This window comes from Coriobacteriia bacterium (assembly GCA_013334745.1).
Taxonomy (GTDB): Bacteria; Actinomycetota; Coriobacteriia; order Anaerosomatales; family JAAXUF01; genus JAAXWY01.
Map to the genome: position 1 here is coordinate 1 of JAAXWY010000037.1, position 22422 is coordinate 22422.

17 protein-coding genes are annotated in these 22422 nt (G+C 63.4%); 10 read left to right on the forward strand and 7 right to left on the reverse strand.

Going from position 1 to position 22422, the window contains the following annotated elements:
• Nucleotides 1–485 precede the first annotated feature (485 nt).
• The 5 genes from acs to hemG (HGB10_09270) all read left to right on the forward strand — a co-directional run bounded on the left by acs (nt 486) and on the right by hemG (HGB10_09270) (nt 7771).
• The gene (acs, locus tag HGB10_09250) at nt 486–2480 is read left to right on the forward strand and encodes an acetate--CoA ligase (GenBank protein ID NTU71986.1); all 1995 of its coding nucleotides are present in this window, start codon (nt 486–488) and stop codon (nt 2478–2480) included.
• Nucleotides 2481–2673: 193 nt separating this feature from the next.
• Nucleotides 2674–3753 (forward strand): uroporphyrinogen decarboxylase, encoded by a 1080-nt coding sequence (gene hemE, locus HGB10_09255; GenBank protein ID NTU71987.1) that lies wholly within the window; start codon nt 2674–2676, stop codon nt 3751–3753.
• 3 nt (nt 3754–3756) lie between these two features.
• Entirely contained in the window at nt 3757–4731 is a 975-nt protein-coding gene (locus HGB10_09260) for a ferrochelatase (GenBank protein NTU71988.1), read from the forward strand.
• A gap of 10 nt (nt 4732–4741) precedes the next feature.
• Nucleotides 4742–6244: a protoporphyrinogen oxidase gene (gene hemG / locus HGB10_09265; protein ID NTU71989.1), complete on the forward strand. Its 1503-nt coding sequence runs from the start codon at nt 4742–4744 to the stop codon at nt 6242–6244.
• A 39-nt stretch (nt 6245–6283) separates the two neighbouring features.
• The gene (gene hemG, locus HGB10_09270) at nt 6284–7771 is read left to right on the forward strand and encodes a protoporphyrinogen oxidase (GenBank protein ID NTU71990.1); all 1488 of its coding nucleotides are present in this window, start codon (nt 6284–6286) and stop codon (nt 7769–7771) included.
• A gap of 4 nt (nt 7772–7775) precedes the next feature.
• Here the strand turns inward: hemG (HGB10_09270) and HGB10_09275 are convergent, their stop codons facing one another.
• Complete coding sequence (locus tag HGB10_09275; protein ID NTU71991.1) at nt 7776–8588, reverse strand: inositol monophosphatase; 813 nt, start codon at nt 8586–8588, stop codon at nt 7776–7778.
• A gap of 100 nt (nt 8589–8688) precedes the next feature.
• On the opposite strand from HGB10_09275, the gene HGB10_09280 reads away from it, so the two are divergent.
• Entirely contained in the window at nt 8689–10608 is a 1920-nt protein-coding gene (locus HGB10_09280) for a transketolase (protein ID NTU71992.1), read from the forward strand.
• Here the strand turns inward: HGB10_09280 and HGB10_09285 are convergent.
• The 5 genes from HGB10_09285 to HGB10_09305 all read right to left on the reverse strand — a co-directional run bounded on the left by HGB10_09285 (nt 10605) and on the right by HGB10_09305 (nt 16260).
• Nucleotides 10605–11201 carry a hydrogenase maturation protease gene (locus HGB10_09285; protein ID NTU71993.1) on the reverse strand — a complete coding sequence of 199 codons (597 nt, stop codon included), beginning with the start codon at nt 11199–11201 and terminating at the stop codon, nt 10605–10607. The genes HGB10_09280 and HGB10_09285 overlap by 4 nt on opposite strands.
• A 70-nt stretch (nt 11202–11271) precedes the next feature.
• Nucleotides 11272–12603: a coproporphyrinogen III oxidase family protein gene (locus HGB10_09290; GenBank protein ID NTU71994.1), complete on the reverse strand. Its 1332-nt coding sequence runs from the start codon at nt 12601–12603 to the stop codon at nt 11272–11274.
• 154 nt (nt 12604–12757) lie between these two features.
• Nucleotides 12758–13420 carry a cytochrome B gene (locus tag HGB10_09295; GenBank protein NTU71995.1) on the reverse strand — a complete coding sequence of 221 codons (663 nt, stop codon included), beginning with the start codon at nt 13418–13420 and terminating at the stop codon, nt 12758–12760.
• Between the two features lie 81 nt (nt 13421–13501).
• Entirely contained in the window at nt 13502–15061 is a 1560-nt protein-coding gene (locus HGB10_09300; GenBank protein NTU71996.1) for a nickel-dependent hydrogenase large subunit, read from the reverse strand.
• 14 nt (nt 15062–15075) lie between these two features.
• On the reverse strand, nt 15076–16260 hold the full coding sequence (locus HGB10_09305; GenBank protein NTU71997.1) for a hydrogenase small subunit: 1185 nt from the start codon (nt 16258–16260) through the stop codon (nt 15076–15078).
• 619 nt (nt 16261–16879) lie between these two features.
• Between HGB10_09305 and HGB10_09310 the strand changes: the two genes are divergently transcribed.
• The gene (locus tag HGB10_09310) at nt 16880–17137 is read left to right on the forward strand and encodes a DUF2249 domain-containing protein (GenBank protein NTU71998.1); all 258 of its coding nucleotides are present in this window, start codon (nt 16880–16882) and stop codon (nt 17135–17137) included.
• A 12-nt stretch (nt 17138–17149) separates the two neighbouring features.
• Here HGB10_09310 and HGB10_09315 read toward each other — a convergent pair whose 3' ends face one another.
• Entirely contained in the window at nt 17150–17854 is a 705-nt protein-coding gene (locus HGB10_09315; protein NTU71999.1) for an HAD family hydrolase, read from the reverse strand.
• 183 nt (nt 17855–18037) lie between these two features.
• On the opposite strand from HGB10_09315, the gene HGB10_09320 reads away from it, so the two are divergent.
• The 3 genes from HGB10_09320 to HGB10_09330 all read left to right on the forward strand — a co-directional run bounded on the left by HGB10_09320 (nt 18038) and on the right by HGB10_09330 (nt 22294).
• On the forward strand, nt 18038–21109 hold the full coding sequence (locus HGB10_09320; protein ID NTU72000.1) for an FAD-binding oxidoreductase: 3072 nt from the start codon (nt 18038–18040) through the stop codon (nt 21107–21109).
• Between the two features lie 107 nt (nt 21110–21216).
• Entirely contained in the window at nt 21217–21915 is a 699-nt protein-coding gene (locus HGB10_09325; protein ID NTU72001.1) for a Crp/Fnr family transcriptional regulator, read from the forward strand.
• Nucleotides 21916–22066: 151 nt separating this feature from the next.
• Nucleotides 22067–22294 carry a cytochrome B5 gene (locus tag HGB10_09330; protein NTU72002.1) on the forward strand — a complete coding sequence of 76 codons (228 nt, stop codon included), beginning with the start codon at nt 22067–22069 and terminating at the stop codon, nt 22292–22294.
• The last annotated feature ends 128 nt before the right edge of the window (nt 22295–22422 follow it).

Consider the following 22422-nt stretch of genomic DNA (forward strand, 5'->3'; position numbering starts at 1 on the left):
CTTCCGATCTCCTGGGAACCGCCATATTGCGATGCCGGTCGCAAAGACCCCTTGCCGGTTTGCCGTCCGGATTCTCCGGTTAACGGCGGTGTTACGGGGAAGGGAAACTGTATTGGGGCAACTGTACACCGAACCTCCATGGCCATGCAACAGTTGTTACATGCTTTCTGCGGATTGTCGGTAAGCGGATGTGAGGGGCGGCGATCGGGGGATATGGCACCTCTGCGGGGAGGTTCTACGTGGTTGATTCCGCGACTGGCGCACCGCCATTCGTGGGCTCTGCATGGCCTTCCAACGGCCCGTCGACCCTGCTGCCGCCGTTGACCGAGCAAAACGAGCCGTCTACCCGTCCACGCCGCAGTTCGCTAGCATGGTGAGGTCTACTATGTGGACCGCCTCCGTGAAGAGGCAGCATTGTTGAACGTGGGGGAGGGCGACGCCTGAGGGTCTGCGCTTCCCCGGTCCGACGAAGGAGGAGGCCGTCTATGAGTGACGCGTCTGCAGGGTTCGAGTCAGTACAGGCTGATGGCGTCGTCATCGAGCCGGCAGCATGGGTTCGCGAGAACTCGTGGGTCAGCTCGATGGAGCAGTATGACGAGATATACAACCGTTCCGTGGAGGATCCCGAGGGCTTCTGGGCCGATATGGCCACTGAGCTCGTTCACTGGGAGAAGCCATGGGACAAGGTTCTCGAGTGGGAGTTCGAGACCCCCAAGGTCGAGTGGTTCATCGGCGGGCGCACGAACGTCGCCTACAACTGCCTCGATCGCCATCTGACCGCCGGCCGCCGCAACAAGGCCGCGATTATCTGGGAGTCCGACGAGGGTCGCTCGAAGATCTACACCTACCAGTCGCTGTACTTCAAGGTGTGCAAGTTCGCCAACGTCCTCAAGAAGCACGGCATCAAGAAGGGCGACCGCGTCGCCATCTATATGCCGATGATTCCCGAGCTCGCGATCGCGATGCTCGCATGCGCCCGTATCGGCGCGATCCACTCGATTGTCTTCGGCGGCTTCTCGCCCAACTCACTGCGTGATCGAATCCAGGACTCGCAGTGCAAGATGCTCATCACGTCCGATGAGGGCATCCGCGGCGGACGCCTCATCCCCCTCAAGGCAATGGCCGACGAGGCGCTTCTCGAGTGCCCGTCGGTGCAGACGCAGATCGTCGTGTCTCGCACCCAGAACCAGGTCGACATGGAGCCGGGACGCGACTTCTGGTGGCATGAGGAGATGCGCGCCGACGACATCAGCCGTCACTGCGACATCGAGTGGATGGACTCTGAGGACCCGCTCTTCATCCTGTACACGTCAGGGTCGACGGGCAAGCCCAAGGGCGTGCTTCACACGACCGGCGGCTATCTCGTCTACGCGACGATGACGTTCAAGTACTCGTTCGACTATCACGAGGATGACGTCTTCTTCTGCACGGCCGACATCGGCTGGATCACCGGCCACAGCTACGTCGTGTACGGCGCATTGTCCTTCGGTGCGACCTCGGTCATGTTCGAGGGCATCCCGAGCTACCCGAACGCCGGGCGCTTCTGGGAAATGGTCGACAAGCACGGAATCAACCAGTTCTACACTGCGCCTACCGCCATTCGCGCGCTCATGAAGGCCGGCGACGAGTGGCCGGCCAAGTACGACTTGTCGACGCTGCGCGTCTTGGGCACGGTCGGCGAGCCGATCAACCCAGAAGCATGGATGTGGTACTACAAGAACATCGGCCGAGAGCGCGTGCCGATCGTCGACACCTGGTGGCAGACCGAGACCGGTGGCCACATGATCACCAACCTTCCGGGTTGCACCCCCATGAAGCCCGGTTCGGCCACCAAGCCGGTCTTCGGTATCCAGCCGATCATCCTGAACGAGGATCAGACCGAGACGCCGGTCAATCAGGGCGGACGTCTGTGCATCAAGTTCCCGTGGCCCGGCATGCTGCGCGGCACGTGGGGCGACCCCGAGAACGCTCGCGTCAAGGAGGTCTACTTCTCGACCTTCCCCGGTTACTACTTCTCGGGTGACGGTTGCCGCAAGGACGACGACGGCTACTACTGGCTGATGGGTCGCGTCGACGATGTCATCAACATCTCCGGTCACCGTCTCGGGACTGCCGAGGTCGAGTCCGCGCTTGTTTCACATCCGTTGGTCGCCGAGTCCGCCGTCGTGGGCTTCCCGCACGACATCAAGGGTGAGGGAATCTACGCGTACGTCATCCTCAAGGCGAACGCCGAGGCTTCAGACGACACGGTGTCGATTCTGCGTGGACATGTGCGCTCGGAGATCGGGCCCATCGCGACGCCGGACCACATCCAGTTGGTCCCGGACCTGCCCAAGACCCGCTCGGGCAAGATCATGCGTCGCATTCTGCGCAAGGTTGCCGCAGGGGAGCGCGACATGACGCAGTTCGGTGACATCACGACCCTTGCCGACCCGTCTGTTGTGGACAAGATCGTGGACGGTGCGAAGGACGTCAAGTAGGGCACAGCTCTGCATCAGATAGAACCGGAACCCCGGTCCGCCGTCGCGCGGGCCGGGGTTCCGTCAAGTCGGGGAGCCGGACGCAGCGGGCACCGTTGTAACAAGTGTCACCAATCGGCTTCGTGAGCCTACCCATGGTAGAATCGCCGTCGGCTCCCGGAGCCGCTGACACCCGCCGAAAGGACCAGATCGCATGGCTTACAACGACCTCTTCCTTCGCGCCGCTCGCCTTGAGGCGACAGAGCGCACGCCCGTCTGGATGATGCGGCAGGCCGGCCGCTACATGCAGGAGTATCGCGATATCCGCTCGAACTACGGCTTCCTCGAGATGTGCCGCACGCCCGAGCTCGCCGTCGAGGTCTCGATGCAGCCTGTCGACCTTGTCGGCGTCGATGCGGCCATCATGTTCTCCGACATTCTGGTCGGTTTCACCGGTATGGGACTCGACCTCGAGTTTCAGTCCGGAAAGGGACCGGTCATCAACAACCCGGTTCGCTCGATGGATGATGTGCGAAAGCTCAAGATCGCCGATCCGATCGCAGACACCGGCTACGTGCAGGACATCATCAAGATCCTGCGTCGCGAGCTCGAGAACAAGGTGCCGCTCATCGGTTTCGCCGGCGCGCCGTTCACCCTCGCCAGCTATGCCATCGAGGGTCAGGGCACGCGTGACTACGAGAACTGCAAGGCCCTCATGTGGTCCGATCCCGAGGCGTGGGACCTGCTGCTGACCAAGTTCGCCGATACCACCATCGACTACCTCAAGATGCAGATCGATGCCGGTGCCCAGGTCATCCAGCTCTTCGACAGCTGGATCGGCTATATCGCGCCGCGTGACTACGAGCGCTTCGTGCTCAAGCACAGTGCTCGGGTGCTCGCAGAGGTCAAGGCCCACGGCGACAAGGTGGTCCCGGACGGTGGAGTGCCGGTCATCCACTTCCCCAACGGTGCCACCTCGATGCTCAACCTCACCCAGAAGGCCGGTGGCGACATCATCGGCGTGGACTGGCGCATCGATATGAAGGACGCCGTTGCGCAGATCGACCCCAAGTTCGGTATCCAGGGCAACATCGATCCGGTTGCGCTCTTCGCTCCCGACGATGAGATCGAGCGTCAGGTCGTCGAGATTCTCGAGGCCGTTGGCACGCGTCCGGGCCACATCTTCAATCTGGGTCACGGCATCCACAAGACCAGCGATCCTGAGAAGGCGCGCACGCTCATCCGACTGGTCCACGAGCACTCCGACAGGATTCGCTCCGGAGCGGGTGCATAGACCATGCCGCGCACAGGCGTGATTCTCCTCGGATTCGGTGGCCCTGATTCGCTGGACGCAGTCGGGCCGTTTATGTGCAACCTCATGGGTCGTGAGCCCTCTGACGAGCTCGTCGAGCGCGTCTGCCGACGCTACCTGACGATCGGCGGAAGCTCACCGCTGGGAGACATTGCGGCGGACATCGCCGAAAGCATGCAGCGCGAGCTCAAGCGCCTCGGGCACGACGCCCCGGTTCGGGTGGGCATGCGCTACTGGAATCCGTTCATCGCCGAGGCCCTGACCGAGCTCAAGGAGTTGGGCTGTGAACGCGTGATCGCGGTGTCACTCTCACCCTTCGAGTCGAAGGTCGCATCCGGGGCCTATCGAGATGCCATCGCGCAGGCCGTTGAGGCCATCGGCGGCATCGAGGTCGTCGAAGCGCCGCTGGCTTCCACGCTGCCCGAGTACGTCGACTACTTCGCGGGCTCCGCGGCCGCATCACTCACCGATATCGAGCCCAACGATGGCGCCGTCGTCGTGTTCACGGCGCATAGCCTGCCCGAGTCCGACTTGGTCGAGGGTGATCCGTACGTCACCGGCCTCGAGCGCGTGGCGCACGCAGTCGCAGAGAAGCTGGGGATGGGAGCGGGTATTCACGGCTCCGGTGACCCCGTGTTGCCGGGAATCGAGGCCTTCGGCTCGGTTCAGGCGCCTCGGGCATGGTTTCTCGTCTATCAGTCGAAGGGCGAGCGCCCCGGGAATTGGCTCGGTCCGTGGTTGGACGAGGTCGTGACCGCGGCTGCCGACAGCAAGGCCACCGCGCTCGTCGTGGTCCCGATCGGGTTCATGACTGATCACATGGAGACCCTCTACGACCTCGACGTCATCGCTGCCGAGCAGGCACTTGACCTCGGGCTCGAGTGGGCTAGAGCGCGCGTTCCCAATGCCGATGACTCTGTTGTCGAGGGTTTGTGCCGTCTCGTCACCAAGATGCTCTAGGTCGCCGTCGGTGAAGCGTGTCGTCATAGTCGGCGGCGGTGTCGCCGGTCTCGGCGCCGCGTACGCGCTGAAGCGTGCAGCCGAAGCCGGGCACAACGTCGAGTTCGTCCTCGTCGAGAAGGATGGGCGGCTCGGCGGCAAGCTCGCAACCGAACACATCCCTGACCCGGACGGTCGCGGCGTATTCATCGTTGACGGCGGCTCCGACTCGTTCCTGACTGATAAGCCTGCTGTGCATCGCGTCGCCAAGCAGCTCGGCATCTTCGAGCGCGAGGCTGCCACGCTCGACGAGAACAAGAAGACGTTCATCGTGAAGGGTGGACGCCTCGTAGAGATGCCCGACGGCATCATGATGTTCGCACCCACGAAGATCCTGCCCATGGCCACCACGAGCCTGTACTCCTGGCCTGCGAAACTGCGCATGGCGCTTGATCTCGTCATACCGAAGCGCAAGGTCGCCGAGGGCGAGCGGCTTGACGAATCGCTGGAGAGCTTCGTCGTGCGTCGCATGGGCCGCGAGTGTCTGACGCGTCTTGCCGAACCCCTCGTGGGGGGTGTCAACGGTTCGGACCCCAAGGACATGTCGCTCGCCGCGACGTACCCCAGCCTGCTCGAGATGGAGCAGAAGCACGGGTCTCTCGTTCGCGGCTTCCTCGCCCAGAAGACGAAGGTCGAGGAGATGAAGCGCAAGTACCCGGCGAAGCCCGGAGCCAAGCGCCGCACCTTCTTCTCGAGCTTTGATGATGGATTGCAGTTCTTCACCGACACACTCGCCGACGCTGCAGGGCGGGGCGCGATCCGCACAGGTCAGGCTGCGACCGCGATTGAGCGGCGGGCGGACGGCGGGTGGGCGGTCACACTCTCAAGTGGTGAGCTGCTCGCCGCTGACGGCGTCATCGTCGCCGCTGAGGCATGGGCCGCCGCCCCGTTGGCCGGTGGCGTCGACACGCGCTTAGGTGAGCTTGTCGCATCGATCCCGTGCTCATCGTCGGCCACGGTGCTCGTGGCCTTCGACCAATCGGACTGCCCGTTCGACCAGCGCTGGCACGGAATACTGTCGCCTGCGGTCGAGAACGAGCCCGTAACCGGCATCTCGCTGATGTCATCGAAGTGGCCGGGCAGGGCACCGGAGGGACGCGTACTGCTCCGTGGTTTCGTCGGCGGCCCTCGTGACCAAGCAATCATCGAGAAGAGCGACGACGAACTCGTCGAAGTCGCGTGCGCGGCGTTCGTGCGCCTGCTGGGAGTCAAGGCCGATGCGAAGCCCCTTTTCGCGCGCGTGTTTCGTTGGGTCGGCGGTATGCCGCAGTACACCATGGGGCATCTCGACCGCGTGGAGGAGCTCGAGGCGAGGTGCGCCGAGATACCCGGCTTCGCGCTTGCCGGCGGGGCCTACCGCGGCGTCGGGGTGCCGAACTGCCTCGACTCAGGCGAGACTGCTGCGAGGAAGCTGCTCGGCGAGTGGGGCATCGAGCTTGACGAGGGCGGCGCCCAGCCGGCGCGCGTCTACTAGCCAGCGGCGCGCACGCGCTGCATGAGTCGAGGGACAGACATGACGAGAATCATCATCATCGGTGGCGGTATTGCCGGCCTCGGGGCCGCGTACAAGGTCAAGCGAGCTGCCGATGCCGGCGTCGATGTCGACTTCGTGCTGCTGGAGAAGGACGATCGTCTCGGTGGGAAGATCGACGGTGAGGTCGTCACAACCGATCGAGGCGACTTCATCATCGATGGTGGGCCCGACTCATTCGTCAATGCGAAGCCCGCCGTGCACCGAATCGCGAAGCTCCTGGGACTCGACGATCAGAAGCTGCCGTCGGACGAATCGCGCAAGAAGACGCTCATCCTCAAGCGCGGTCGGCTCTACGAGATGCCCGACGGCGTGATGATGTTCGCTCCCACGAAGTTCGTGCCTTTTGCCACGACGGGCCTGTTTTCGTGGCCGGGCAAGATTCGTGCGGGCATGGACCTGTTCGTGAAGAAGAAGCAGGTACCGGAGGGTGAGCGCAACGACGAGACGCTCGAGAGCTTCATCACTCGCCGCATGGGCAAGGAGATTCTCGACAGCCTCGCTGAGCCGCTGGTGGGCGGCGTGCACGGATCCGATCCGGCCAAGATGTCTCTGGCGGCCACGTTTCCCAATCTGCTCGAGATGGAGCAGAAGTACGGCTGCATGATCAAGGGCTTCCTTGCTCAGCGCAAGATGGTCGAGGCGATGCGTAAGAAATACCCGCCGGACCCCAAGAACCCGAAGACGTTCTTCATGGGCTTCAAGGGCGGCATGCACCAGTTGACTGACGCGATGATCGATGCGGCGGGTCGCGAGAAGATGCGCATCGGCGCTGGCGTGCGCTCTGCCGAGCACAACACCGACGGAACCTGGACCGTCACCCTCACCGACGGGTCGACCGAGACCGGCGATGCGGTCATCGTCGCGACAGAGTCGTGGGCCGCCGAACCGATCGCGCGAGGCGTCGATGAGACCCTCGCCGATACGCTCGCTCAGATCGAGTCCAGCTCTTCAGGCACCTGTTCGTTCGCGTTCGACGCCGAGGAGGTCGGCTGCGACATGAACGCGTTCGGCGTTCTGTGTCCGGCACTCGAGGGCCGGGCGCTCCTTGCAGCCACGTACTCCTCGACGAAGTGGCCGGGTCGCGCGCCCGGAGGAGCGGTGCTGCTCCGTGGGTTCGTGGGTGGCCCCCACAACCAGGCGATCATGGAGCAGAGCGACGAGGAGATCACCGCCGTCGTTCTCGCAGAGCTCCGAAGCATCCTCGGGATCAACCCGAAGGCCAAGCCACTGTTCTCGCGGTTCTACCGGTGGACCGGAGGCATGCCGCAGTACACCATGGGCCACCTCGATCGGATGGATCTCCTCGATGAGCGCTGCGACGCGATTCCAGGATTCGCCCTTGCGGGCGGCAGCTACCGCGGCGTGGGCCTGCCGAACTGCATCGAAAGCGGTGAGGCGGCGGTGAGCAAGGTACTGGCAGATGCCGGTATCAAGTACGACGAGCCCGAGGAGCCACGCACCTACTAGCGCCCTACCTCGTGCCCGCTGAGCGGATCACGGCGAGCATTTCGGCGTGCAACGCGGGGTTTGCGACGCAGATGCTCTCGGATGCCGCGTTCCAGTCAACACCGTTGACGTCAGTGACGCGCGCCCCCGCCTCTTTGCAGATGAGTGCCCCCGCCGCCATGTCCCAGGGCTTGAGCGCGTACTCCCAGAAGCCGTCAGCACGGGCTCCCGCCACGTGACAGCAGTCGAGCGCCGCTGAGCCATCACGCCGGATTCCGTGTACCGGTGCACGCAAGAACGCGGTGAGGACCGCTATCTGCACATCGAGAGGTACACCGCGGTCGTAGGGGAACCCGGTGATGAGGAGCGCATCGGTCACGTGTTCGGCGTCCGTCACGTGTAGCGGCTTACCCTCGCGGGTTGCGCCCAGCCCTGCGGCGGCTGCGTTCATCTCGGCGGATGCAGCGTTGTAGACCGCGCCAGCCACAGGATCAAGCCCCGCGCACAGAGCGACCGAGACGGAGTACATCGGGTAGCCGTGAATGAACGACGTCGTGCCATCGAGCGGGTCGACGACCCAGACGTCGCCCTCGCCGATAACGGCGGGCTCGAAGCCGAGCAGTTCCGCCACCTCCGGCTCCTCGACGACGATACGCGCCAAAGGATCCCGCTCGAGGATGACTCGGGCGACGGCAACGCCCGACGCGATGTCCGCCTCCGTGACGAAGTCGATCGCCGAGGACTTCGAGCGGATCGCTCCCATAGCGTCTCGGCGGGCTTCGAGTTCACGGCCGCCCGCCAGTGCTGCTGCGGTCGCCGTTTCGAGGGCTTCTCGCACCGATGTGCCTCCTTGGGGATAATCGTCACATGCGTCGCGTGCAAGTGTAGCGTTCCCGCGTCGCACCCGCCGTTCGCCGCCACGCTTCTAAGGAGCCTCCATGTCCGTCCATCCGCTCGCTCTGCTGCTCGATGACGACACGATTGCCCGTCTGCGCGAGCGAGCTTTGCGGGGTAGAGGCCATGCGATCACGGCTACGACCGTGGCGTCCTCGGGGCACCCCGGGGGCTCGATGTCGTCGATGGAGATCTACACGCTGCTCTACTCACACGCGAACCTACGACCCGATGAACCTCGCTGGGCCGAGCGCGACCGTATCGTCATCAGCCACGGGCACACGTCGCCGGGCGTGTACGGTGCACTCGCGGAGGCAGGTTTCTTCCCCGCCGAGGAGTTCGTCGCGCACTTCCGCCAGGCAGGCAGCGTCTTCGAGGGACACGTTGAGCGTGCCGTGCCCGGGATCGAATGGTCGAGTGGGAACCTCGGGCAGGGGTTGTCGGCAGGTGTGGGCTTCGCCTTGGGTGCGCGCATGACCGGCGCGAGCTGGCGCACGTTCGTCGTCATGTCCGATGGTGAGCAGCACAAAGGGCAGGTGGGCGAGGCCAGGCGCCTTGCCGTCAAGGAGAACCTCGACTCGCTCATTGCCATCGTCGACTGGAACCACATCCAGATCTCAGGGCGTACCGACGACGTGATGCCCGTGGCGATCGCCTCGGATTGGGCGGCGGATGGCTGGCACGTCATCGAGTGCGACGGGCACGATCTTGCCGCGCTCTCTGAGGCCGTGCGACAGGCCATTGAGGCAGCAGGTCCGACAGTCGTACTGGCGCACACCATCATCGGCAAGGGCGTCAGCTTCATGGAAGGAACGCCCGAGTTCCACGGTCGTGGCCTGACCGCCGAGGAATACCCGCGAGCCATGACGGAGCTGCATCTCGACCCCGCTGCGCTTGAGGCAGCGAAGGTGCGCCGAACGGAACCGTGCACGGTCACGGCACTGCCGCACCGGACACCGGCGGTCCCGCTGGTATCGGGAGAGCCCAGAACGCTTGATGCAGGGGAGAAGGCGGACTGCCGCGGCGCATGGGGCGCGGCGCTTACGGATGTCGCAGCCGCTAACCCCGATGTCCCTATGGCGGTCTTCGACTGCGATCTTGCGGTGTCAGTCAAGACAGACGGGTTCGCGAAGCTGCGTCCGACGCAGTTCATTCAGTGCGGGGTGGGGGAGCACAATGTCGCGACTGCCGCAGGGGCTCTCTCGACCGTACCGGGAGTCGTGGCGCTGTGGGCTGACTTCGGCGCGTTCGGACTCGATGAGGTGTACAACCAGCAGCGCCTCAACGACATCAATGGAGCCGCGGTCAAGGTGGCGCTCACGCACTGCGGTCTGGACGTGGGCGAAGACGGCAAGACGCATCAGTGCATCGACTACATCGGTGCTCTACGCAGTCTGTTCGGATGGTCCTTGATCGTCCCGGCGGACGCGAACCAAACCGACCGTGCGGTGCGTGCGGCGATCGCCATGCCCGGCAACGTCGCTATGGCGATGGGTCGCAGTAAGCTCCCGGTGATCACCGGCGAGGACGGGGTGGCGCTCTTCGGAGACGGCTACGAGTTCCGCTACGGCGAGATCGTGTGGGCGCGTGAGGGCGATGACGCGTGTGTGCTGTGCACGGGAACCGTTGCGGGTTCCGCGGTCGCCGCCGCCGATCTTCTCAGGGACGAGGGCATCACGGTCGAGGTCGGTATCGTTGCATGCCCGCTTGCGCTCGATGAGGCAGCGATTCGCTACGCCGCACAGGCGCCGCTCGTGATAACCGTCGAGGATCACAACGCCCTGACGGGACTCGGTGCGTCGGTCGCGTTGGCAATGGCCGATGAAGGCGCGGGTACTCGTCTGGTCAGGTTCGGCGTGGACGACTACCAGCCCTCCGGAGCATCCGAGGACCTCTTCGCGCTGTGTGGCCTCGACGCGTCGGGCATCGCTTCGCGGGTCCGCAAAGCTCTAGCGGAGCGCTAGTCCGTGTCCTGGTCGTCGCCGAAGCCGGGCTTGGCAGTCGTGTCGGGCATCGGTGCGTACGTGCGAAGCGCAGCGATGATCTCGGCGTGGATGTCCGTACCCTCGTTTGGCAAAGGCTCGACTCCGAGTCGCTTCAGCTCGTCAAGAACCGCAGCAGCGGCGATAGGGACGGCTGCAGAGACCGAATCGGTGAGTTCGAGTACGAGCTGCTCGATCGCACCGATCTGCACGCCGATCGCAACGGTCTGAGGCGGGCGCCCCATCAACTCCGCGGCCTGAAGAACATCGACGATTCCGGTGTCGTGCATCGAATGCTTCACCTGATTAGGCGCTATCGCTTCCGGTGCGAGCACTTGCACGGTACCTGGGGTGATGTCGGGCGCCTGCATCGCATCGACCAGCACAAGATGGTCGATACCCCGCAGCATGTCGAGAATCATGTAGCTGAGCGTGCCCGCATCCACGACCTCGGTGTTGTCGGGGAATGTGTAGCCCGCGCGCAGCACTTCGATGACGCGGGGCCCGACGCCGTCGTCGCCCATGAGCGGATTGCCTACACCCATGACCAGAATACGTGGACTGCTTGCGCTCAAAAGGGCCCCTTTGCGGTGGCTGATGGGTCGGGCGTTAGTCAGTGTAGCCGAGGTGCCGTCCTGGCGAACGCTACCCCGCGGCGAGTGATGGCTCGAGGTGGAGCAGTGCAGAGGTGTCTCCTTCGAGCAGCAGGATTCGCTCCTCGAGCGGCAGCTCCGCCCTTGCCTGGTCCCGAGCATCGTTTGAGCTGGCGAGAGTTTCGCGCATCATCACGAGGAGGAGGTAGCGACCCTTCTCGGTGAGGGTGATCTCCTCGCGGGTGTTGGAGGCAAGCGCCCCCACCATCGTGAGGAAGGCGATCTCGCCGAACAGCCCGAGCTCCACCGGCACCCCGAAGTCCTTCAGGAAGCGACGCTTGTCGAGGCGCAGACCGAACAGGTCGGTCACGAACCGATAGCGCATACGCGCCCACGGGCCGTAGGTCTTGCCGCGCTTGACGACGGCCATCTTGCCGCGCTCGATCTTGCTGGCGTACTCACCGAGCGAGAACGTGTTGCCGTAGATCGTATCTGCCAAGAAGGAGAGCGCCCCGGAGCCGACGCCGACGTACTCGGGACAGTCGACGATGTACTCATCGATCATCGCGTCACGGTCACGGGAGAACGTCCACGCGCTGCCCGCTTCGAATTCTGGAGCGAGCGCCTTGGCAATGAGTCGGTAGTAGCGCGCCTCGCGGTCGAAGTCGATGTCGCCGACACTCTCGGCAAGCTCGCGCCGGCGCAGTGGGGACGCCATGAGTGGATAGAACGTCGTCTGGTTTGCCCCGGTCGCCTTCACGAGCTCTATGTCGCGAAGCAGGATGTCCTCGGTCTGGCTCGGGAAGTTGAAGATCATGTCTATGTTGAAGGACGGGAACTTGCCCGCCATCGACGAGAGGCGCTCGAAGACTTCATCGCCCGTGCCGTACTTGCCGTAGCGGTCCATCTGCATGAGCAGGCGGTCATCAAAACTCTGGACGCCACAGGAGAGTCGCTGCACGCGCCCGTCGAGTACGGATACGAGCTCGTCCGTGAGGTGGTTGGGGCTGGTCTCGGCCGAGACCTCCTTGATGCCCGGGAAGAGCCGCCTGGCGAGATCGATGGTCTCGGCGAGTTCGTCGAGGACGATCGTCGGTGTGCCACCGCCCACATACAAGGAGACGAAGTCGTAGCCGAGGTCTGCGACGAAACGCATCTCCTCGCGGAGGTGGCTGAAGTACTCCCGTGCGCGGTCTTCCTTGTACAGGAACCGATTGAACGAGCAGTACGTGCACAGGCGCTCGCAGAACGGCACGTGCGCGTAGAGGGTGTAGTCGTGCCCTTGCTGCGGACCGGGGAGGGAGTTGAGTTCGCATGGCTGCGTAGCCAGATAGCTCTTGTTCAGCACGCCAAGCGCGGTCGACAGGATACGTTCTGAAAGCACGGCGCCTCCCAAATCAACGTTCATGAGGGCTGCCGGGCCCGGAACTCGTCTACAACTGCATTCTACTACACGGACGGCGTAATCCCTGCTCACTGCAGCAAGCGGGCCCCGGTTTCCCGAGGCCCGCCTGAATGCTGCGTACTGCCGACGACGACTAGTGCTCGTCGGTGCTTTCCTTCCAAGCGAAGATCATCGCCGAGGGGGCGAAGTTGTAGATGTTCGCGAGGTAGGCGTGGAACGCGGTGAAGATGAGGATGACCCACATGCAGTAGTAGTGAACGATACGCACTGCCATCGGGTCACCGCCGCCGCCCGAGTTGAACAGGTTGGCGAAGAAGTTCGTACCAGCCTGGAAGATGGGCCACGTCGAGGTCGGGATCCACAGGCAGAAGCCGGTGTACGCCGCAGCCAAGATGAGGAACGGCGTCGCGATGTAGGCGATCTTCTGCAGAACGCCGTACTTCGCCGAGATCGGGTGGTCCTTCTTCAGGAACAGGTAGTACTTGATCCACGGGATCAGCTGGTGCTTGTTCTCCTCCTGCGGAAGCCAGTTCTTGATGTCGGTGTCGACCTCACGAGTGTCCGGGCGAATCGCGTCCTTCACGAAGAAGGCCATGATGATGCGCGCGAACAGGTTGATGAGGAGCACGAACATCCAGAAGAAGTGCGTCCCACGGGCAAGACCCATCAGCCCACCGAAGATCGGGTAGTGGATGTAGAAGCCCGACAGGGTCAGGAAGAACATCGCCAGCAGATTGATCCAGTGAGTGAGGACGAACGGCATCGGATGCGCCTCGCGGTACAACTTGTGCGCCATCTACCTCACCCCCCACGTACGGGAATGAACCATGCCCTGCTTGCCGGTTTTGCGTTCAATCACGTGAACGCCGCACCCGATTCAAGGATCGAAGCTGCGGACGATGCGCGCAGCTTCCATCGGCTTCTCGGGATCGAGCACCGGTGAGCCGATGAGGGCCTGCTCGATGACTCCGGGGACACCGTCGTCATCGCGACCGCCGATGTTCCACGTCGAGGGCGTACAGATCTGGTAGTTCGCGATGCGACCGCCCTTGATGGTCATCCAGTGACCGACGGCGCCTCGCGGTGCCTCCCACAGTCCTGCGCCGGCGCCCTCGTTGGGCACCTTCTCCTCGAAGAAGCTGACCGAGCCGCCCTTGACAGCCGCGACCAGCTCATTGACCCACTCGATCGACCACTGGGCGACGACCGCAGTCTCGAGGTTGCGAGCAGCGATTCGTCCGAGCAGCGACACGAGTACCGCCGGCTTGCCTGCGGCACCGAGCGCCGTGAGGGTTGCGTCGACGATGTCGACGACCGGCTTCACGCCTCGGGTATACGCCACGAGCATGCGCGCGAGAGGACCGGCCTCCATCGGCTTGCCCTTGTAGCGGGGAGCCTTGGCCCACGTGTACTTGTCGTTGACGTTGTACTCGGTCCACTCAGGATTCGTAGCGCCGTCGGCGGGGTTGAGGTTTCCGTCGCCCGCCGCAAACCAGGAGTGCTTGACGAACTCCTTGATCTCGGTGCGCGCTGCATCTTCCGGCGTAAGGCTCTGTGACGTGAAGAGCGCGCCGTCCGGCAGATAGCGATCGGCCGGCTTGAGCGACTCGCCGTTGAAGACGCCCCACGACAGGAAGTTGCCGTGGCCGCCACCGTATCCGAGCGCGTCCGTGTAGAACGGGGCGATCGCAAGGGTGTCAGGAATCATCGTGTTGTCGACGAACGCCTTGACCCGCATGAGGCGGAAGAGCACGTCATCGAGCTTCTCCTCGGTAGGCATCCATGCGGTGCCGCCGGGCAGCGAGGTCATGAAGTGCGGGAACTTGCCACCCATGATCGCGATGACGCGTGACGCCTCTGCCTGCATCTCGAGAGCCTCGAGGTAGTGGGCTACGGCGATGAGCGAGAGCTCGGGCGGCATCTTCTGTGAATACGCGGGGTGGCCGAACCACCCGTTGGTGAAGATGGAGAGCTGTCCGCCATCGATAAGCGTCTGCAGGCGCTTCTGTACCGCACCGAAGTCAGACGTCGTGGTGCCGGCAGCCTGCGCGAGTGCGTACGTCTGAGCGATGTCGGCCTTCAAAGCCGCCGACGGATCGATGTAGTCGAGCGCGCCCAGCGTGTAGAACCACAGGATGTGGCTGTGCAGGTACTGCGCGGCCTCGATGATGTTGCGGACGATGCGTGCGCCATTGGGGATGACGATGCCCATGGCTTCTTCGGCCGACATCGTGGAGGCGTGGCCGTGCGAGATGGGGCATACGCCGCAGATACGCTGCGCGATGTAGAACGCATCAGACGGCGCACGGCCCTTGAGGACCGACTCCATTCCGCGGAACAGCGTGCCCGAGACCCACGCATCGGTGATCTTGCCGTCGGTGACTTCGCACTCGACTCGCAGGTGACCCTCGATGCGGGTGATCGGGTCGATGACCATATTCGGTGTGCCCACTACTTATCGCCTCCCTTCTTCGTCCGCTTGCGGTCGTAGTCCTTCATGTCCTCGGTGGCAGGGCCTTCGCCGATACGACCGGCAGCCTTCATGCCGAGGCCGTGCACGACGAGCGCACCAGCGACGACGCCACCAGCGGCGGCCGCAAGCGTGCCCGGATTGAATCCGGCGTCATTGGGGCCCATGCCGACACCGATGCGGCGCATCCTGCCGAGGAACGGTGCGTTCTGGTCGACCCAGTTGAAATCGCCGCAGCCGATGCAGGGCGAACCTGACTCGACACACCACGACACCTGGTTGTTCCAGCGGACGATCGGGCAGTTCGTGTACGTCTGCGGACCCTTGCAGCCAACGGCATACAGGCAGTAGCCCTTGGCCTCCTCGGCGGAGCCGAACTTGTAGACGAACTCGCCGTTCTCGAAGTGACCACGACGCGGGCAGTTGTCGTGGATGGTCTGTCCGAAGATGATCTTCGGACGGCCGAATTCGTCGAGCTCCTTGAGGATCTGGCCACTCTCGAGCTTGCCGAGAAGCAGCACGTCGATCACCATCGCGACGATCCACTCCGGATTGACCGGGCAGGTCGGAAGGTTGATGACCGGGGTCTCGATGCCTTCCTGCTTCAGGTACTCGCCGATACCCATGGCCCCTGCGGGGTTTGGGTTGGCCTTGACCCAGCCGCCGTCAACGGCGCACGAGCCGACCGCGAGAATCGCCGCGGCGTGAGGGGCGACCTCTTTGATCTGCTCGAGGCTGGGCTTGCCGGCTATGCGCAGGGCGTTGCCCTCGAAGCCGGTCATCACGGCCCCTTCGTACACCATGATGAAAGCGCCCTTGTGCTTCTCGACGGTCTCCTTCAGTGCCGCTTCGGCGGAGTCGCCGGTCGCGTACATGATGGTCTCCATGTAGTTCATGGAAAGGATGTCGAGAACGATGCCGGCTACGTCGGGATTGGTCGCCTGTGCGGTGGACTCGGTACATCCGGTACACAGACCGCCATCAAGCCATACGGCCGGGTAGAGTTTCGAAGCGGCGGCCGACTCGACTGCGGCTGCGATGGTCGGAACCATCGCCTCGCTCAGGCCGAGCATTGCGGCGACGGAACCGCAGAACTTCAGGAAGTCCCGGCGGGAGACCCCGCGTGCGGCGAGTTCGGCGTCAAGCTTTCGATCCTCTGTCGTCATGCCATACACCTCCTTGCGTGGTTCTTTCGATCGGACGATGCAAGCCGCCTGCGCATGAAGATCCGGCATAGCGCGCGGCGGAGCGAGCACGATCAGGCTTCCGGCACCACTCCTTTCGAGAAGACCCAGGGGCTATCAAGACGGTTCAGGTACGGCGTCGGGCCCAAGTTGCCCGAATCACCGGTCCCGGCGAGGGGTGGGACGCCGCAGGACGGCATCGGCGCATGACGGCGCGTCTGAAGCGCACACGCCGCGCTTTGATGCGCACGCGGGTGCGCGGAAGGGGTCTGGGGGAGGCGATGTGAATGACGTGAGTTGCAGGACGGGCATGTGCATGTGCGTTTCAACGCTGGGAAGGCCCTCCTCGGCTCAAAGCCCATGCGGTCACGCCATGCCGAGAAAGACCCGCTTGCACGACCCGGCAGTCGTCATCGCAGGAGCACAAGACATCATTCACCTGCATTCATTCTACACAGGCGGTGATACTCCCGCTAACGGCCATAACCAAGTGAAATCCGGGTTGTCAGTGGCAGGCTTGGGAGCTGACCTGAAAGGGTAGTAGTCGTTTAGGGCGAACATGCGCAGTGAGGGCCCAATCACCGGCAGTGAGGGGATCGCAGTGGCACCAGGATCACGAGGTCGGATCGTCGTCGATATCCGGGCGTTTGCCCCGGAGTTCCGGCGTCCGGTGCTGTTCTCGGTCGTGGACAAGCTCATTGAACTTGGCTGCCAGGACGAGATCGTGATCGTGTCCGACCACGATCCAAGCGGACTCGGCTACCAGATAGACCTGCGCAGAGAGAGCCGCGGCGTCTTTGAGTACACGAGCAGCATCCGCTCGGATGGCGCGTGGGTCGCGTTGCTCCAGCGTAAGTAGCCCGCCGACCGCTCAGGCGAGTCGCGGCAGTAGCTCAGCGAGTTCTCGGAGGTCCCCGTCGTAGTCGCACGCCGGAATCGGGCGCCGACCGACGTAGAAGGTCGTCATCCCCACATCCGAGGCGCTCATGTCCAGGGAGCGGTCGTCGCCGACCATCAGGCACTCTTGGGGTGCGACGCCGAGCATCTCGGCGGTCTGGATGAAGTACGACGGTAGCGGCTTTGTCGACTGCATGGTCTCGTACGTCGTGACGAGGTGTACGTCGAGATCGTCGAGCCCCGCCCAGCGCATTCGCTCCCGTATCGCGGCTTCGGGAAAGATGGGGTTCGTGGCTACGGCGACGCGCATTCCCAGCTCGAGCGCCCTGCTCACTACTGCCTGTGCGCCGTCGCGGGGGCCGAGTTCACCCTGCAATCCGGGGAATGTGTCGCGGTAGAAGTCATGTAGGACTCGGGAATACTCTTCACGGTCGAGGTCGATTCCGGTCAACTCAGCAAAGCGCCGGTTGAACACCTCACGATTCGTGAGACCGGGGTGTGGTTCGACCGTCGCCGAAGTCCCGGCCAGAACAGCACGAAGTCCACTGGCGGGGTCCGCGTCTGCGGGCAGAAGCGACGCGATCACCGGGCCCAGAGCGGCGAAGTAGTCGTCAAGGAAGGCCTCGATATCGATGTCGAGGAGGGTTCCGTCGAGATCGAAGAGGACACCTTTGATCACAGGACACCACTTTCAGCAGCGGGAACGGACGCCACGAATCGTAGCATCCTGCGAATGCGGGTCAGGGTACGAGTTCCTGAAGAACCCTTGACTTGAGATATACCACGTGGGGTATGCTCGGGTCGCAAATGCAATACCCCTTGGGGCATATGCCGGTCGATAGGGAAGAAGGCGAATCGAAGAATGTCCGAAGTGAGCACGCGAGTATCTGAGGCTCTTGAGGCGGTCTGTGGCGCCGATAGGGTCAGGACGGACCGACGCGAACGGAAGATGTACTCGTTTGATATCGGAGCCATGCCATCACTCGTGAAACCCTTCATGCCGGCGGGAATCGCGGGGGCGGTTGTGCGGCCCAAGGATGAACAGACCATCGTCGAGCTGGTGAAGCTTGCACGATCCGAGGGCTTGGAGCTCGTCCCTCGTGCGTGGGCAACGAGTGGCTACGGCGGCGTGCTGCCGCCCAAGGGAGCGGTCGTCGTCGACATCTCGGGATTCACCAAGGTGCTCAAGGTGGATCGCGAAGGCCTCACCGTCCGCGTGCAGGCCGGTGCTATCTGGCAGGAAGTCGACCGCGAGATCGGATATCAGGGTCTCGCGCTGCGCCTCTACCCATCGTCGTATCCGAGCTCATCGGTGGGCGGGTGGCTTGCCCAGGGAGGCAGCGGATTCGGAAGCTTTGAGTACGGGCAGTTCAAGGAGAACGTCGTATCAGCCCGAGTCGTTTCGCCCACGGGCGAGGTCAGCGAGTTCTCCGGCGAGCGGCTCCTGCAGTTGGTTGCCGACGCCGAGGGCATCACCGGCATCATCACCGAAGTCGAGTTCCGGGTGCGTGCGCTCGAGGCGGAGGTGCACAGGCTCATCGCATTCAAGTCGGCCGGGCAGCTTGGAGCCGCGCTTGCCGACATCTCGAAGCAGTCGGTGCCGATCTGGTCGATCACATTCCTGAACCCGGAGTCGACCCGGCTCAAGGCTCAGCTGCCCCACCGACACGGTCACCCGTATGAGATGGCGCACGACCACTACGAGCCCTCGCTTCCGCAGGAGTTCCTCGCCGTCATCGCATACCCTGAATCCCGCCGTGGGGCCATTGACAGTGCGCTCGCCGCTATCGCCTCGGCACACGGAGGCACTGAGCTCGATGCGCTGGCCGCAGAGCACGAGTGGGAGCAGCGTTTTGCGCCGATGCGCCTGAAGCGAATCGGACCGTCGATCGTCCCGACCGAAGTCATCGTTCCGCTCTCCGAGCTGGCTGCTGTGCTTGGAGATATCGACAAGAAGATCAATCAGCCGTTCATCCTCGAAGGCATGGTCGCCAAGGGTGACCACGTCGTCTTGCTCGGCTTCATCCCGCACGACGAGCGCACGTTCGCCTTCAACCTCGCATTCGCCCTGTCGCTCTCGGTCATCAAGATCGCCAAGCAGCACGGCGGCGCCGCCTACTCGACGGGACTGTACTTCCGACGCGAGGCAGACAGTGTGCTCGGCGCTGAGAAGGTTGCGGCACTCAAGGCATACAAGCAGCAGATCGATCCGGCGGGAACCATGAACCCGGGCAAAGTGCTGGGCTCCGGGCTCGTCGACGTGATCATGGGCGGTGCGACGATGTTCGAGTCGATCGTTCGCCCGATGGCCAATGCCGCAAAGCCGCCTTCGGGCCCTGGCGATCTCACGCGCGACATCAACGGCATCCCGGGGGACGTAGCGTTCATGGCGTATGCCTGCGCGCGGTGCGGCTACTGCGTGCCGACGTGCGAGCAGTACTCGGGCCGCGGCTGGGAGTCGCAGTCACCGCGAGGCAAGTACGCCTACATCCGCGAAGTGCTTGCGGGGCGAGAGACGTGGGATCGCAAGGCCATCGACACGATGCTCGTGTGCACCACGTGCGAGGTCTGCAACACGCGCTGTCAGCTGCAACTTCCCATCGAGCACAACTGGATGGAGATGCGCGGAAAGCTCATCCATGAGGAGAAGCTCGGCACGTTCCCGCCGTTCGAGATGATGGCAGCATCGCTACGAGGCGAAAACGACATCTGGGCCGGCAAGCGCGAGAACCGCGCGAACTGGGTGCCAGAGGACATGAAGCCCAAGCTCGCCGACAAGGGCCCGGTCATGTACTTCGCCGGCTGTACCGCGAGCTACGTCGAGACCGACGTCGCCGAGGCGTCGGTGCGTCTGCTCACGGACGCAGGCTACGAGGTCTGCTACATGGGCGAGGACGAGGCGTGTTGCGGCATACCGATGAAGGTCGCCGGCAAGTGGGACCTGTTCGAGGAGATTTGCGAGCACAACACGTCGGAGGCCCGCAAGCGTGGCGTCAAGACCGTAGTGACGTCCTGCCCTGCCTGCGCTTTGGTCTGGAAGGAACTGTACGCAGGCATCGCGGCCGACCGGGGCGAGGAGTACGACTTCGAGATCAAGCACTACTCGGAGCTGATCGCGCCGGCGTTGGCCGACGGGCGTCTTGAGCTGAAGAACCCCATTGAGGGCAAGATCACCTTCCACGACTCGTGTCATGCCGGACGAGCTCAAGGCATTTACGAACCGCCGCGCGACATGCTCAAGGCCATCCCGGGTGTCGATTTCGTCGAGATGGAGCACAACCGTGAGGAAGGCATGTGCTGCGGTAGCGTGCTGACTCTGGTCGGTGAGGCGCCCGTCGCCCCGATTCTGGGCGGCCACCGTCTCCAGGAGGCTGTCGACGTGGGTGCCGACACAGTCGTCGCGCTGTGCCCGTGCTGCCAAGTCCAGCTTCGCGACAGCAACATCAAGAACGAGCTCGGTCTCAAGATCGATGACCTTTCGAGGATCGTCGCTCAGGCGGCGGGTTACGAGATCGCCGAGACCACTGAGTACTCCATGTACATGTGGGGCTACTTCGAGAAGTTCATCGCGCTCATGGAGCCGGAGAACATGGCCGAGCTGATGACGGTGATCTTCCCGCAGATGATGGACGCGATGCCCACCGGCATGAAGCCCATGATGCTGTCGATGAAGCACGTGCCCGGCGGTCTGGCGATGATGAGCAAGATGATGCCGCTCATGTTCCCTGCGATGGCGCCGGGCATTCTCGGCAAGGTGATGCCGGACATGGTGGCCGCAGTCCAGGACCACATCGGGCCGATGCCCGAGGACATGGAGGAGCTGATCCCGGATCTGCTTCCCAAGACCATGGACTCACTGATGCCGACCTACCTGCCCCAGCTCATCCCGCACCTGACACCCCGATTTATCGAGTACATCCGCGTCAGCGGCTGAGTCCGAGACGCATGCGCGCATCCTGCAGCCACGGTTCTCCGTGGCTGCAGTGCGCTCTGACTCAGTTCCCCTATAAAGTTGCGGGCGGAAACGCCGATAGAGAGGTCATGAACGCCACACCTACACGAGAGCAGGTCATGGGTCGGCTCGCTTCGATCCCGATCTTCTCGGACATGTCTCCCGAGAGTCTTGAGACGCTTGCGGGGATGGTCCAGTACCGTCGATACCCGCGCGGTGCCTTCATCGTCGGGCAGCATGAGCACGGTGCGATGATGTTCCTGTTGGTCTCGGGCCGTGTGAAGGTGTCGCTCGCCAGTCCTGAAGGCAAGGAGCTGGTGCTGAACTACCTTGAGGCGCCGACTCACTTCGGCGAGATGTCGCTTGTCGACTCCAAGCCGCGCTCGGCCGATGTCATCGCGGTCACCGAAGTCGAGCTGTTCGGCATCGACGCCAAGGATCTCTCGCCGGCGATTCAGTTGCAGCCCAGAATCGCGCTCTCATTGATCGCCACGTTGTCCCGGCGGCTTCGCAACACGAACAGCCGTCTGGAGGACATGGCCTTTCACGATGCGACGCATCGCGTCATGAGAGTGGTGCTGAACATGGCCACTGCGGGCTTTGAGACTCGAGGAACACCGGTCATCCAGGGCATGACCCACTACGACATCGCAACACTCGCGGGCACGTCTCGCGAGACGGCAAGCCGAGTGATCTCCGCCCTGGCGCGGCAGGGTATCGTCTCGACGACCGGACGAAGAATCCTCGTCGATCTCGTTGCACTGTCCGATGAGTTGGAGAACGAGTAAGGCCAAGACGGGTACTACCCACCCTTCATGTGGGCTCCTTGTTGAAGCCGCCGGGGAACCGGCGGCTTCACTGTTTCTTGCGGGACTTGGTATCGTAGGGCGAGAAGGAAAATCGACCGCGACTTGCGGTGCTTACGCCGAGGAGGAGTCCATGCAGGAGTTCACGCTGGAGGATCTGGCCGGATACGATGGCCGCGATGGGCGCCTGGCATACGTCGCATACGAGGGCGTCGTGTACGACGTCACCGATAGCCCCATGTGGGATGGCGGCGGACACGAGGCGCTTCACTCTGCCGGAGCGGACCTGACAGAAGAGCACGCTGACGCTCCGCACGACGTCTACGTGACGGATTTCCCGGAGGTTGGTCGGCTCGTCTAGTTCGTTCACCAGGTGATCACGCGAAGCGCCGCTGCCCAGTTCGGGCGGCGGCGCTCGTGGTATCTCACCGTGCTAGGAGCGCTTGAAGATGGCGACCGTCTCCACGTGGTAGGTCTGCGGGAACAGGT

Bases quoted from the DNA above. Each gene is read 5' to 3' on its own strand.
- acs (NTU71986.1), top strand. From the start codon at position 486: ATGAGTGACGCGTCTGCAGGGTTCGAGTCAGTACAGGCTGATGGCGTC.
- hemE (NTU71987.1), top strand. From the start codon at position 2,674: ATGGCTTACAACGACCTCTTCCTTCGCGCCGCTCGCCTTGAGGCGACA.
- HGB10_09260 (NTU71988.1), top strand. From the start codon at position 3,757: ATGCCGCGCACAGGCGTGATTCTCCTCGGATTCGGTGGCCCTGATTCG.
- hemG (NTU71990.1), top strand. From the start codon at position 6,284: ATGACGAGAATCATCATCATCGGTGGCGGTATTGCCGGCCTCGGGGCC.
- HGB10_09280 (NTU71992.1), top strand. From the start codon at position 8,689: ATGTCCGTCCATCCGCTCGCTCTGCTGCTCGATGACGACACGATTGCC.
- HGB10_09295 (NTU71995.1), bottom strand. From the start codon at position 13,420: ATGGCGCACAAGTTGTACCGCGAGGCGCATCCGATGCCGTTCGTCCTC.
- HGB10_09300 (NTU71996.1), bottom strand. From the start codon at position 15,061: ATGGTCATCGACCCGATCACCCGCATCGAGGGTCACCTGCGAGTCGAG.
- HGB10_09305 (NTU71997.1), bottom strand. From the start codon at position 16,260: ATGACGACAGAGGATCGAAAGCTTGACGCCGAACTCGCCGCACGCGGG.
- HGB10_09320 (NTU72000.1), top strand. From the start codon at position 18,038: ATGTCCGAAGTGAGCACGCGAGTATCTGAGGCTCTTGAGGCGGTCTGT.
- HGB10_09325 (NTU72001.1), top strand. From the start codon at position 21,217: ATGAACGCCACACCTACACGAGAGCAGGTCATGGGTCGGCTCGCTTCG.
- HGB10_09330 (NTU72002.1), top strand. From the start codon at position 22,067: ATGCAGGAGTTCACGCTGGAGGATCTGGCCGGATACGATGGCCGCGAT.